Here is a 13074-nt window from a genome sequence, read left to right as displayed (position 1 = left end):
CAAAGCCGTCCATCACCGGCATCACCACGTCCAGCAGGATCGCCACCAGCCGCGAGGTGTCTGCCTTTTCCAGCTGTTCCAGGGCCGCCTGGCCGTTGGCAGCCTCAATGCATTCGTACTGCTTTGAAAATATCTCGGTCAGAATGGCCCGATTCAGTTCAACGTCGTCCACCACCAGGATCTGTTCCCGTTCCATACTGCCTTCTCTCCCACGCGTCCCCGGTAAGCCTCCTTTGGCGCGGCGCATCGCCGCGCACAAGGCCCCCAAGTCTATTTATAATCCATTATAAAGTATCATAAACTCTATTTTCTGTCAACCGGAAACAGGGTTGGACGATTTTGGCTCTTTTTTGCCGTTTTTGCCCGGGTGATGCGCGCAAACAGGCAGTTTTTGTTGAAAAGATTGCGCTTTTGCCCCTCCAAGGCTATAATAAAGCCCATGGAAAAGCCTTCCATCCCCGAGGGCTGCCGCGCGCAGCGGCCCTCGCCGCCTACGCCGGGCCCGGCTTGCCCGCCGGGGGGCCTTTCCGCTTGGTGTGGCGGCCCCTGTTTTGAATTGTCGTATCTACATAATATAAGAGGTGACATCCATGGCTGAACCCGGGCGTTTTGAACGCTTGAAGACCCAGGTGCGCAAGCTGCGCCTGCCCCTGCTCGGCCTTTTCATATTGATGCTGGGGCTGCTGCTCGCGATCCTGGACATGTACTTTCAGCAGGACCGCGCCGCCCGCCTCCAAAGCGAGTCCCTCCTGCTCAGCCAAACGCGCGACAACGCCCTCCACCTCTCCCTTGCGCTCGAGCGCCAGATGGACGCGGTGCAAACGGCCGCCGCCGCCCTTTCCGCCTTCGACGACCTGCAGGGGGTCACGGCCCGCACCACCCTGCGCTCCTACCTGGGCGAGAGCGAGCTGGTAAGCATGTGGGTGGCCGACCGCGACGGTTTTGCCCAGGACCCCTCCGGCAACACGAGGGACTTTTCCGGTTCGGACATTGTGAACGAAGCCCTCCTGGGCCGGGCCGGCTGGTCCGCCGCATGGCAGGACCCCTCCACCGGCCAGGTTCTCTTCTGCGCCTGCGCCCCGGTGCGCCGTGCCCCCAACGCCCCCGTCTCGGGGGCTGTGGTGGGCATGCTCACCACCGAGCGCCTGTGCGAGATCGCGGATCTTGCCAGCTTCGACACCGCGGGCTATGTGGCCGCCACCCAGCCGGACGGTCTCGTGCTCTATTACAGCAAGTCCCTGGGCACCCGCCTGGCCGGCCACCAAAATTTTTGGGACTACGCCGACCCCGGCTCCTATGTGCCCGAGGGTGACCTGCGCGCGCTCATGGAAGCGGGCGACGAGGGCCTGTTCTACTACCGTTCCCCCTACCGGGGCCGCGTCGCCTCCTGCTGTGTGCGCATCGGCATCGGCGACTGGTATCTCTTTCAGGACGTGCCCGAAAACGTGATGATGCGCGGCAACCTCAATTTCCTCCTGCTGCTGCTTCAGCTCGCTGCAAAACTGCTGGTGTGCTCTTTTGTGCTGATCTTCTGCCTGGCCCGGTATCACCGGCAGCGGGAGGGGGCGGTGGAGCAGGCCGAGGCGAGCCTGCAGCTCACCAATCAGTCGCTCGAGATCGCCCTCACCCACGCCACCATCAATTTGTTTTTGTACGACGTTTATTCCCGCACCCTCACCGCCCACCAGTTCACCAACGACAAGGGCGGGCCGATGGTGCTGGAAAACGGCCCCGCCCAGATGGTGCAGCGGGGTGCGGTGGCGCCGCAGCACGCCAGCACCTTTTTGGGGCTGTTCCACCAGATCAAAAGCGGCATGCCCACGGTGCAGGCCGATCTGCTGCTGCGCGCCGTGGGCCGGGCCGACTACATCTGGAACCGCGTGATCCTCACCACCGTGTTCGACAAATACCGCAGCGCCACCCACGCCATCGTCACCTTCGAGGATATCTCCGAAGAGCGCCGCCGCGAGGAAGAGCTTGCCCAGCGCGCCCACAAGGATCCTCTCACCGGCCTGTACAACCGCGAGGGCCTGCGCGCCCGGGTCAACGCGCTGCGCTGCAGCGCCGGCCGGCCCGCCACCGGGGCGTTCCTGCTGCTGGACCTGGACCATTTCAAAGAAGTGAACGATACCCTGGGCCACCCCGCCGGCGACCGCCTTCTGCGCGAGGCCGCCCACGTTCTGGAGGGTCTGTGCCCCGAGGGCGGGGCCTGCGCGCGCATCGGCGGCGACGAGTTCGTGCTTCTTGCGCCGGGCCTTGGCTGGCAGGAGGCCGAAGAACTGGCCGGGCACGTCTGCCGCCGCATCCCGCTTCTGGCCGCCACGCTGGAACTGCGGGTGCCCGTGGGCATCAGTGTGGGCGTGCATGTGTTCGAATGTGCCAGTGCCCACCTGGACGCGGTGTACCAGGAGGCCGACGTGGCGCTCTACGCCGCCAAGCGCGAGCGGGGCCGCTGGGTTGCCACCCGCGGCCTGAACGTCGCCCCCTCGGTGTGAGCCCGCGCTGCGAAAGGAGAGTGCCGTCCCGTGCCTCTGGATCTGAATTTCGAGCTGGCCACCCTCGGCCTGCTGGGGGTGTTTCTGTTTGCCGGCCGTAAAAAGCCTCTGCTTCCCACCCGGCCCAACCGGCGTTTTGCGCAGCTGTGCCTCCTGGTGTTCGCACTGAACCTGCTCGAGGCCTCCATCGCGTTTTCAGCCGCCCATGGCGGGTGGCTGCCGCTGCGCCGGGCACTGCTGGCCGCCTATTGCGGGGCCCAGCCCGCCCTGTTCGCCCTGGCGCTGTGCTACTGCGCCTATTCCTGCCGGCTGCCCATGCCCTGGCTGCGGCGTGCCCTCCGGGCCGCCGCGGTCCTCACGGTGCCGGTCTGCCTCTTGGGGCTTGCAAGCCCGTTCGCCGGTTTTTACTGTGTCCTTGTCCCCCAGAAAGGGGTTGCCCGCGGGCCGCTCGGCTGGCTGCCCGTCGCCCACAGCGCGCTGCTGCTGGCGGGGTGTTTCGCCGTTTTGGCGGCGCGCCGCCGCCATCTGCCGCGCCGCCGCCTCATGGGCCTGTGCGCCATGGCGGCTTTGCTGGCGGCGGGCCACGCGGCCCAGGCTCTGGTTATGCCCGGCCCGCTGCCGTTCTGTGTGTTCGCGCTTCTCGCCCTGCTGGCGGCCTGTCTCACCGGCCAAAATCCGGACCGCTATATCCATGAGGGCGCGGGGGTGTTCAATCACCGGGCGCTGGACGAACTTTTGCAGGAGTATTATCACCGGGACCTGCCCTACAGGATGGTGTTTCTGCACACCGCCCTTCCGGGCGACAGCCGTTTTGTATTCAACACCGATTTCGAGCTTTTGGTCTTTTCCACCGCGGCCCGGCGCATCCGGCAGGCCATGCCGGGGGCCTGCGTGTTCTTTCTCTCCCGGCCCCGCAGCTTTGTGGTGGTCAGCCCCGCCGCGCCCGAATCGGTCAGCGCCTCCACCGAGCGGGCCGTGGCCGAGCTGCGGGGCGGCTGGCAGCTGGACGGCCGGCAGGTTGCACTCGAGTGCACCGCGCTTCTGTTCGACGGCCGCGCCTGCGCTTCCGGGCTGGACGAAGCCCGCATCCTGGTCGAAAACGCCTTTTACCTGGGCGATCTGCCCAAGGCCGCGAGCGGGGTGCTGTGGGCCAGCGACGACACGCTGCAGCAGCTGCACCGGCTGATCCGGGTGCATCTGGCGGTGCGCCGGGCGGTGCTCCTGAACAGGATCTCGGTGGCGTTCCAGCCCATCGTGGACGCCGCGGGCCGCATGTGCGCGGTCGAGGCCCTGGCCCGGCTCGAGGACCCGGAGCTCGGCCAGGTCTCGCCCGAGGAATTTGTCGGTGCGGCCGAGACCAGCGGCGCTATTTTAAAGCTGGGGCAGACCGTGTACGAAACGGTCCTGCGCTCCATGGCCCAAAACCGCGGGCTCTTTGAACGGCTGGATTACGTCTCGGTCAATCTCAGCCCGCTGCAGCTGGGGCAGCCGGACCTGGCGCCCCGCTACCTCGAGCTGGCGGCCTTTTACGGCGTCGCCCCCGGCCGCCTCGCCTTCGAGATCACCGAGAGCTTCCACCTCGCCCACGACGAGACCCTTTCCCGCACCCTGCAGCGCTTCCACAAGGCCGGCGCCCGCCTTTTTATCGACGACTTCGGCGAGGGCCACTCCAATCTGGCCCGCATCCTCGACATGCCTCTCGCCGTTGTGGTAAAGCTCGAGCGCCACGTGATGGCCGCCTGCCTCGCCCGGGACGAGCGCCTGATGGGCGATTTGATCGGCCTGGTGCACGATTCCGGCCGCGGCGTGGTGGTCGAGGGGGTCGAAAACGAGCTTCAGTTCCGCCGCCTCGCGGCCCTCGGGGCCGACTGGATGCAGGGCTTTTATTTTTCCCGCCCCCTTTCGCTCGACGCCCTGCGCGATTATGCCGCCGCCATTTATCAGTTGCAATGATCCCAAAAATCCTGTAAAATAATAAATTAGGTTTGAATGGCCCCTGTGCGGGCCATTCTTTGTACAGAACGAGGAGCGGAATAAGTATGGAAAAGCCGAGCAACTTTCTCACCGAGATCATCGACGCCGACCTGGCCCAGGGCCGCGTAAAACAGATCCACACCCGGTTCCCGCCGGAGCCCAACGGCTACCTGCACATCGGCAGCGCCAAGGCGATCTGGATCAACTGGGGCATCGCCAAGGCCTACGGCGGCAAATTCAACCTGCGCTACGACGACACAAACCCCGTGCGCGAGGACGACGAGTACGTCAAAAGCATCGAGGAGGACCTGCGCTGGCTGGGGGCCATCCCGGACGGCGGCATTTACTATGGAAGCGATTACTTCGAGCAGTGCTACCGGTACGCCGAGCAGCTCATCGCCGAAGGCAAGGCCTATGTGTGCGATCTCTCCCGCGAACAGATGCAGGAATACCGGGGCACCCTGACCCAGCCGGGCCGCCCCAGCCCCTGGCGTGACCGCACCCCCGAAGAAAACCTCGATCTCTTCCGCCGCATGCGCGCGGGCGAATTTGCCGATGGCAGCCGCACCCTGCGCGCCAAAATCGACATGGCCAGCCCCAACATGAACCTGCGCGACCCGGCCATCTACCGCATCGTGCGGGCCCACCACCACCGCCAGGGCGACGCCTGGTGCATCTACCCCCTCTACGATTTCGCCCACCCCATCCAGGACGCCATCGAGGGCATCACCCACTCCATGTGCAGCCTGGAGTTCGAGAACCATCGCCCCCTCTACGAGTGGGTCATCAACAGCCTGCACCTGGGGCCCTTCCCCATCCAGCGGGAATTCGCCCGCCTGAACGTCTCCAACACGGTCATGAGCAAGCGCTACCTGCGCGAATTGGTGGAACAGGGCATCGTGGACGGGTGGGACGACCCCCGCATGCCCACCCTCTCGGGCCTGCGCCGCCGGGGCTACAGCCCCGAAAGCATTTTTGATTTTGTGCAAAAGGCGGGCGTTTCCAAGGTGTACAGCCTGGTGGATTACCGCCTGCTGGAACATTGCATCCGCACCGAGCTCGAGACCAAAGCCCTGCGCCGCATGGCGGTCACCGAGCCGGTCAGGCTCACCATCACCAACTACCCCGCCGGCCAGGTGGAATATTTCGAGCTGCCCAACAACCCCAACAAGGCCGCGGGCGACGCCTCCACCCGCCCGGTGGCCTTCAGCGGCGAACTCTTCATCGAGCGCGGCGACTTTGCCGAGGTGCCGCCCCCGAAATTCCAGCGGCTGCGCCCGGGCGGCGAGGTGCGGCTGATGGGCGCCTACATCGTGCGCTGCAACGAGGTGGTAAAAGACGCGGCGGGCAACGTGACCGAGCTCAAATGCACTGCCGATCTCGCCACCCGCAACGGCATGCCCGCCGACGGCCGCAAGGTCAAGGGCACCATCCACTGGGTCAGCGCAGCGCACTGTGTGGAAGCCACGGTGCGCCTGTACGACAAGCTCTTCACCCAGGAAAACATGGGCGAGCTGCCCGAGGGCGCCGATTACAAGGACTTTTTAAACCCCGACAGCGCGCGCAGCCTGCAAGGCGCAAAACTGGAGGCCTGCCTGGCCGACGCAAAGCCCGGCGAGAAGTTCCAGTTCGTGCGCATGGGCTATTTCACGCCGGACTCCAGGCACCCCGGCATGTGGAACCGCATCGTCACTTTGAAAGACAGCTTCAGCAAGACCCTGGAACAGAATTGAGCCATGCAAAAGCGGGGGAGGCCAAACACCTCCCCCGCTTTTGCTTTTTGTCCGTTTTTATCCGACCAGCTCCGGCACCTCAAACTCCATCCACACGTCGCCGCCAAACGTATAAAACCCTCCGCCCTGATCGTGTTCCTCGGTCAGATCCCGATGCCTGTTACACCAGATCAATATCCTTGCCGTCTTTCTGTCCGCTGCCGGGTATACCCTGCACCCCCAATTGTCCGCGTCTTTCACATCGTTTTCCGCCGCGTACCCGTCCAGCCAGCCTTCCCCGTCAAAGGTCAGGGACAAAGCGTCCGGCAGGTCCCCCTCCAGCCATTCCGAAATAAAGGCCTGCGCCGCCTCCCTGCGGCTCGCCATGCAGGCCTGTTCGTTAAAGTGGCTCACCATCCCCCCAAAACCCACCAGGCCGGCGGCGGCCAAAATGCTCATCATCACGATCACCACGATCACTTCCACCAGGGTAAAGCCGGGCTTCGCCCCCGCTTTTCGTTCCACAGCCGCCCCCCCTTGCCCGCCCGTGTTCTTTCACAACTTGCACAGAAGCCTTGTCATCTTTTTATATATTCTACATATCTATATTCTAAAAAGCAAGCCAAAACGCACAATCAAGCGCATAAATAGTCATTGACAGCCAAAAATGAAAGGTTTATACTAAAGCCATATCAAGAGACCGGCAAACCTCGCGAAAGCGTGGGGCGCAAAGCTAAAGGGGCTTCCCCCGCCGCGGTGCGGGCTGCCAGCCAGTTGCCGCTTGGCCCAGTGGTTTTGGGCGGGCGGCTTTTGTTTTCCGGCAGTCCCTTGCTTTGCATCTTTGCGCGAAAAGGTGTAGGTTGGCGTTCGGCCTAAAAAGAAACGCAGGAGGAAATATCATGTTGAAAAAAATGCTGAAACAGCGCAGCAAAAAGGGCTTCACCCTGATCGAGTTGATCGTGGTGCTGGTAATCCTGGCGATCCTGGCCGCGGCGGCCATCCCCACCATGATGGGATATGTCAATAAAGCGAGGAAGGCAAGTTATTTGGCAAATTGCCGGGCTGTTTATGTAGCAACTAAAGCGGCTTTGACTGAAAGCATGGCTGTAACCCAGGATGCTTCTGTTACGCTTGCCACGAATAGCCTGAAAGTATTAAACGGAGATACTGTTTTAAAAACAGTTCAGGATATGGTTCCCGAAGTGGGCGCAAAAGTCGATGCAACCACGGGAGAAAAATATACGATAGCTCTTGGGGGAACTGTAACGGCTCCGACTGTTACATCTGTTACTTATACTTCTGCGGATGGAAAAACCACGGTAACTTTGGAACCCGGTACTGATGTGAACTTGGGTTCATAAATACTTTATCGCAGCGTGAGCGGTGCGGCCTTTGCGCCGCGCCGCTTTTCTTGTGCCCCCAACGCGAAACGCGGTGCGGCACGAGGCCGCACCGCGTTGAATGCGAAAAACATAAAGATGTGGATTAATCCATTACGTTGGTGGATCCATCCCCAGTGTAATTAACATACACATATTCTGTATCGCCAGCAACTTTATGATATGCAACCCTGATTGCCTTGGGGTTAGAGATGGTTGTATCAACAGTAATAACATACTGTTCGGCCTTTGTTGCAGTACCAGCCACAGAAGTAGTAGATGTCACCACTAAAACTTTATCTGCACCAGCCAGTTCGGGTACCATTTTTTGAACTGCAGTTACAATTTCGTCGGTATCAATCGCTGTAACCGCCTTACCCATTTGCTCGGTAATATTCGCCTGCGCCGCCATGTATGCGGCCGAGCAGTTGGCCAAGTAAGCCGATTTACGGGCGTTGTTCACATACCCCATCATGGTGGGGATGGCCGCCGCGGCCAGGATCGCCATAATTACCAGCACCACGATCAGCTCGATCAGGGTGAAGCCCTTTTTGCTGCGCTGTTTCAGCATTTTTTTCAACATGATATTTCCTCCTGCGTTTCTTTTTAGGCCGAACGCCAACCTACACCTTTCCCTTCATTTTTCACCTTTTTCCAAGCCTTTTTTCTATTCATCCCGGCCGGGATATGGTATAATAAATTATTACCGTTCCACTTTGGGGGGTGCGGCCTTTTGAACGGGCACGAGTCGGCGCAAAGCCGCATCGAACTCAACTTCGACCGCGAGCTCAACCAGCAAAAATCCACCCGCCGCGTCGAGTGGCTGGCGGTGATCCTGGTGGTGGGGCTCATGGTGGCCGTGTTTGCCGCCTTTGCTGTGCATTATGTGCAGGCGGCCTGGGCCGTCAGCTACCGGCAAAGCGCCCGCGCCGCCCGGGTGGCGGTGCAGATCGCGGTCGAAGTGTGCCGCGCGCAGCAGGCCCCCGGCGCAGGGTTCGACTACGTGCTGGCCGCCGAGCCCTCGGGCGACGACGCGAACGGAGCTTTGCTGCGCGCGGCCCTGGGCGAGAACATGCCCCGGGTCAGCGGCGCCCACCTGGGCCGCTCAGACCCCGCCTCTGCGGTCAGCAGGCTGGCCGAAGCCGTGCAGTCGCCCGATGCCAGCCTTCCGCCCCTGGTGTTCACCGCCAGCCAGCAAAACGGCGTGTTCACCCTGTGCTACTGGCGCAGCCAAAGCCAGTGGCTCGCCCACCCCGGCCGGCCGGACTGCATCTGGACCGCCTCGGGCGAGCCCTCCCTCAACCTGGCCGGGGCCCAGGGCTCTTTTTCTTAAAAGGAGTACATAGCGTTTATGGAGCTTTATCCCTTTGTTTTGTGGGGGGCCGCCTATTGCTTTGCGTTGGGGGCCTGCCTCGCCAGCTTTTTGCAGGTGGTGGCTCAGCGGGCCGCCGTGCCCGGCAGCCCGCCCTTTTATAAGGGCCGCAGCCGGTGCGATTCCTGCGGCCACACCTTGGGCGCGGCCGAGCTGGTGCCGGTGTTCAGCTGGCTGTTTTTGCGCGGGCGCTGCCGCCGCTGCGGTGCCAGGGTGTCCGCCGCCTACCCCCTGGCCGAAGCGTGCGGGGGGCTTGGCGCGGCGCTGTGCTTTTGGGTCTTCCCCTTTCAGTGGGGCAGGCTGGCCGTGGCGCTGGCGGCTTTTTTCCTGCTCTTTCTCATCGCCCTGCAGGACGCCTATACCATGCAGATCCCGGACCTCTATTCCCTCTTGCTCTGCCTGCCCGCCCTGGGGGCCCTGTGGGCCTTTCCCGAAACCGGGCTGGCGGCGCGCCTTGTGGGCGCGGTGTGCGTCAGCCTGCCGCTGCTGCTGGTCACCCTTGCGATGCCGGGGGCCTTCGGCGGGGGCGATATCCAGCTCATGGCCGTGTGCGGCTTTTTGCTGGGCTGGCGGCAGTGCCTGGCGGGCTTTTTCCTGGCCCTGCTCATCGGCGGGGCGCAGGCCGTGTTTTTGCTGGCCACCGGCCGGGCAAAGGCCGGCCAGGGCGCGCACATGCCCTTCGGCCCGGCGCTCTGCGCGGGCAGCTTTCTGTCGCTGCTCTGGGGCGGGCGGCTCGTGACCTGGTACCTGGGGTTCTTTCAGTTTTAAGTAAGGAGGCGCGATCCATGCCTTTATACAAATACAAGGGGCAAACCGGCCAGGGCAAAACCGTATCCGGCGCTTTAAACGCTGAAAGCGAAGAGGCGCTTTATGCCCTGCTCCGGCGCGACGATGTGTTTCTCACCGAGTGCCGGGTGGCCGAAAACGAAAAGGCGGCGGTGCGCAGGCTCAAGCCCATGGAACTCAGCGAGTTCTGCCGCCAGCTGGCCAGCATGATCGGCTCGGGCATCACCCTCAGCCGGGCCATGAACATCATGCTCATGGGCAACCTCAAGCCCCGCCTGGCCACCGTGTACCGGCAGGTGCAGCGGCTGGTGCAGCAGGGCCAGCCCCTCAGCGACGCACTCAGCGCCCAGGGCGTCTTTCCCGACATGATGATCAACATGTTCCGCGCGGGCGAGGCCAGCGGCCAGATGGAGCAGGTGGCCTCAAAGCTTGCCACCCACTACCAAAAAGAGCACCGCATGAACAATCGCCTCAAAAGCGCCACCCTGTACCCCAAAATTCTGGGCGTGGTGTGTGTGGCGGCGGTGCTCATCATCTTTTTGGTCGTCATGCCCGATCTCGAGCGCTTTTTCGAGGGCATGGCCCTGCCCCCCTTCACCCGGTTTCTCATGGGCTTCAGCGCCCTTTTACAGCAGCGCTGGTACTGGATGCTCATCTTTGTTCTGGCGGTGGTGGCGCTGGTGCAGGTCCTGCTGGGCGTGCCCGCCGTGCGCCTTGCCTGGGACCGGCTCAAGGTGCACACCCCCTTTGTGGGCAAGCAGCTGCGCATCATCTACACCGCCCGCTTCGCGCGCACCCAGTCCAGCCTTTACTCCAGCGGCCTTTCCATGATCCGCAGCCTCGAGATCGCCTCCGCCACCCTGGGCAACCAGTACGTCGCCGCTCAGTTTGCCGATGTGATCAAGCAGGTCCGCGCGGGCGATATGCTCAGCAAGGCCATCCAGCAGGTCGACGGCTTCGACCCAAAGCTCGCCCCCACCATCTACGTGGGCGAGGAGACCGGTCAGCTGGACCAGATGCTGGAAAACATCGCCGAAAACTACGAGTACGAGTCCGACGCCGCCCTCACCCGCCTCACCGGCATGATCGAGCCGGCCATGATCGTCGTCATGGCCGTCGTCATCTGCCTCATTATGCTGGGTGTGCTGGGGCCCATCTGGAGCATGTACGGCAACACGGCCGCCTTCGGCTGATTCCTCAGGAGGGAAGCTATGAGCAAGCAAAGCATCATCTATCTCGCGGGCGACCGGCTGGTCCTGGTGCAGGGCACGCCCGGGGCCAAAAAGCTGGCCGTCACCGGCTACCGGCAGCAGGCGCTGCCCGAGGGCACGGTGCTGAACGGCGTGGTCACCGACCCCGCTGCCTTCACCGAGGGCCTTAAAGCCCTGCGCGCGGCGGCCGGCAAGGCGGCGGCCCGGGCCTGGCTGGTGGTCGATTCCAGCCAGATCATGGCAAAGCCCCTGGCCGTGCCCCGGCAGCTCAAGGAAAAGCAGCTGCTCAACATCGTGCGCAGCGAGCTGGGCGAGCTCGACACCGCGGGCCGCGACCTCCTTTACGATTACACCGAGCTGCCCCCCCTTCCCGGCAGCGCCGAGCGCCAGCTGTTGTGCGGCGGGGCCGAGCGGGGCATGATCCAGCAGTACACCGAGCTGTTCGGCGCGGCGGGCATAAAGCTGGCGGGCGTTTCCAGCGCGCTGGGCAGCTGCCTGCGCATGGTCGAATTTTTGCCCGAGCTGGCACGCCAAAGCTTTATTCTCTGCGTGCTCGACGGCCAGACCGTGGTCACCTACCTGTTCGCGGGCGGCCGCTATCTCATGAACACCCGCAGCCGCCTGATCACCGAGCGGGGCGGCTCCGCCGTGCTGGGTGAGCTGCTGGGCCGGGTCAGCAGTATGCTTCAGTTCAGTCAAAGCCAAAAGACCGCCGAGCCGGCCAAAACCGTCTACTTCTGCGGTCTTCTTCCCGCCGAGGCGCCCGGCTGCCAGCTGGTGGCCGACACCTTCGGGGTCGAGGCCCTTCCCCTGCCTGCCTTCCGGGCGGTCACCGCCGCCCCCAAGAGCGGCTTTGCCCTGGCCGACGCCTTTGTGGCCGTGGGTGCGCTCGTTCAGTCCAAGCGCCGCCGGGCCGATTTTCTGGCCGCCAGCCGCAGCAAGGCTGCCCCCGCCGGCATGGAAAAAAAGAGCAGCGGCCTGCCCTGGGCCCTTCCCATCGCCCTCGCCGTGCTTCTTGTGGCTCTCTGGGGCGTGGTGTTTTACGGCAACACCCGGCTCAGCGGCCAGCTCGCCGCCGTGCAGGCCTATACCCAGGACCCGGCCAACCTCGAAGCCCTGGCCCGGGTGCAGGCCGACCGCTCCGCCGCCGAAAACTACCAGGCCGCCGCGGCCGAGGCCGGGCGCGCCGCGGAGATTCTGAATGCCACCCTGCAGCCGGATGAGCCCATGCTCCGCCGGGCGGACGGCGCGGCCGGCGAGGTGGTAAGCTTTACCGGCTACGACTACCTGGCAGGCGAGGACCGCCTCACCTACAGCTGCGCCGCGGCCGATTACCACGATATCCCCGATTTTATCGCCCGCATGTACGCCACCGGCGATTACACGGCCATCGGCTACGGCGGCTACACGCAAAGCCCCGGCGAGGGAGGCTATGTGTTCACCATCACCTGCACGGTAAGGGGGGCGGAGTAAATGTATCAGTTTTCCAAGCGGGAAAAGGTCCTTTTGTTCGCCCTCGCCCTGGTGGGGGTGCTGGCGGGCGGCTTTTTGCTGCTGCTGAACCCCGCCCTCGAGCGGCGCCTGGTGCTTCAGGGGCAGCTTTCCCAGGAGCAGCTCATCCAGGCCACCATGCAGGCCGAGCTGGCAAGCGCCCCCGCGGCCGAGGCCCAGCGCGCCCAGGCCAAAGCGGCGGCGGCCGAGGCCGGCAAGGCCTTTTACCAGCCCATGAGCAACACCCAGCTCTCTGACCTGGCGGCCGGCCTTCTGGACGTGCACGGCCTCACCGGCCTCAGCATGACCGTGTCCGGCCTCACCGTGCAGGACCTGGCGGGCATCCAGCCCCCCCTGGAAGAGGGCGAGAGCTATGCCTGGAACGAATTTTTAAAGAGCGCCCAAAGCGGCGGCGCCGCCCCCGAGGGCGAGGCCCCTGCGGCTGATGCCGCCGCCACCGCCCAGGTGCTGTGCAACACGGTCACCATCACCGCCCGGGGCCCCGCCGAGGGTCTGCGCGGCCTGCTCACCGACCTTTCCCAGCGCATGCCGGTCCGGCTGCAAAGCTTCGCCACCGGCGAAAACGACCAGTTCACCCTCACCCTGAACATCTACATGCTGGACGCCGTGGAGTGATTCTTTCGGCGGATCTCT

12 protein-coding genes and 1 riboswitch are annotated in these 13074 nt (G+C 63.7%); of the genes, 9 read left to right on the top strand and 3 right to left on the bottom strand.

Features of this window, described 5'->3' with window-relative positions; translation table 11 throughout:
* Nucleotides 1-196: response regulator (locus tag ACMLHZ_RS00300; protein ID WP_418665822.1), on the bottom strand; the 196-nt coding region annotated here is incomplete at its 3' end.
* A 394-nt stretch (nt 197-590) separates the two neighbouring features.
* Between ACMLHZ_RS00300 and ACMLHZ_RS00295 the strand changes: the two genes are divergently transcribed.
* The 3 genes from ACMLHZ_RS00295 (at nt 591) to ACMLHZ_RS00285 (ending at nt 6202) form a co-directional block, all read left to right on the top strand.
* The gene (locus ACMLHZ_RS00295; RefSeq protein WP_418665821.1) at nt 591-2495 is read left to right on the top strand and encodes a diguanylate cyclase domain-containing protein; all 1905 of its coding nucleotides are present in this window, start codon (nt 591-593) and stop codon (nt 2493-2495) included.
* Between the two features lie 30 nt (nt 2496-2525).
* Nucleotides 2526-4448: an EAL domain-containing protein gene (locus ACMLHZ_RS00290; RefSeq protein WP_418665820.1), complete on the top strand. Its 1923-nt coding sequence runs from the start codon at nt 2526-2528 to the stop codon at nt 4446-4448.
* An 86-nt stretch (nt 4449-4534) separates the two neighbouring features.
* A complete protein-coding gene (locus ACMLHZ_RS00285) occupies nt 4535-6202 on the top strand; it encodes a glutamine--tRNA ligase/YqeY domain fusion protein (protein WP_418665819.1) in 1668 nt (555 codons plus the stop codon).
* Nucleotides 6203-6259: 57 nt separating this feature from the next.
* Here ACMLHZ_RS00285 and ACMLHZ_RS00280 read toward each other — a convergent pair whose 3' ends face one another.
* Nucleotides 6260-6706, bottom strand: coding sequence for a prepilin-type N-terminal cleavage/methylation domain-containing protein (locus ACMLHZ_RS00280; RefSeq protein ID WP_418665818.1), 447 nt, complete (start codon nt 6704-6706; stop codon nt 6260-6262).
* A gap of 167 nt (nt 6707-6873) precedes the next feature.
* Nucleotides 6874-6963, top strand: a riboswitch (cyclic di-GMP riboswitch).
* Between the two features lie 117 nt (nt 6964-7080).
* On the opposite strand from ACMLHZ_RS00280, the gene ACMLHZ_RS00275 reads away from it, so the two are divergent.
* Entirely contained in the window at nt 7081-7542 is a 462-nt protein-coding gene (locus ACMLHZ_RS00275) for a prepilin-type N-terminal cleavage/methylation domain-containing protein (RefSeq protein ID WP_418665817.1), read from the top strand.
* A gap of 124 nt (nt 7543-7666) precedes the next feature.
* Here the strand turns inward: ACMLHZ_RS00275 and ACMLHZ_RS00270 are convergent, their stop codons facing one another.
* The gene (locus ACMLHZ_RS00270; protein ID WP_418665816.1) at nt 7667-8143 is read right to left on the bottom strand and encodes a type II secretion system protein; all 477 of its coding nucleotides are present in this window, start codon (nt 8141-8143) and stop codon (nt 7667-7669) included.
* A 150-nt stretch (nt 8144-8293) separates the two neighbouring features.
* Here ACMLHZ_RS00270 and ACMLHZ_RS00265 point away from each other — a divergent pair, with 150 nt between their 5' ends.
* The 5 genes from ACMLHZ_RS00265 to gspM are packed head-to-tail and all read left to right on the top strand — an operon-like array spanning nt 8294 to nt 13056.
* The gene (locus tag ACMLHZ_RS00265; RefSeq protein WP_418665815.1) at nt 8294-8893 is read left to right on the top strand and encodes a hypothetical protein; all 600 of its coding nucleotides are present in this window, start codon (nt 8294-8296) and stop codon (nt 8891-8893) included.
* 18 nt (nt 8894-8911) lie between these two features.
* Nucleotides 8912-9700, top strand: a complete 789-nt coding sequence (locus ACMLHZ_RS00260; protein WP_418665814.1) for a prepilin peptidase — start codon at nt 8912-8914, stop codon at nt 9698-9700.
* Nucleotides 9701-9717: 17 nt separating this feature from the next.
* On the top strand, nt 9718-10911 hold the full coding sequence (locus ACMLHZ_RS00255) for a type II secretion system F family protein (protein ID WP_418665813.1): 1194 nt from the start codon (nt 9718-9720) through the stop codon (nt 10909-10911).
* Nucleotides 10912-10929: 18 nt separating this feature from the next.
* Complete coding sequence (locus ACMLHZ_RS00250; protein WP_418665812.1) at nt 10930-12402, top strand: hypothetical protein; 1473 nt, start codon at nt 10930-10932, stop codon at nt 12400-12402.
* Nucleotides 12403-13056 (top strand): type II secretion system protein GspM, encoded by a 654-nt coding sequence (gene gspM, locus ACMLHZ_RS00245; protein ID WP_418665811.1) that lies wholly within the window; start codon nt 12403-12405, stop codon nt 13054-13056.
* The last annotated feature ends 18 nt before the right edge of the window (nt 13057-13074 follow it).

It is taken from the genome of Allofournierella sp., from assembly GCF_048388525.1.
Classification (GTDB): Bacteria; Bacillota; Clostridia; order Oscillospirales; family Ruminococcaceae; genus BQOK01.
Note: the sequence above shows the minus strand (reverse complement) of the source record. Positions and strands in the feature narration are given on the sequence as shown.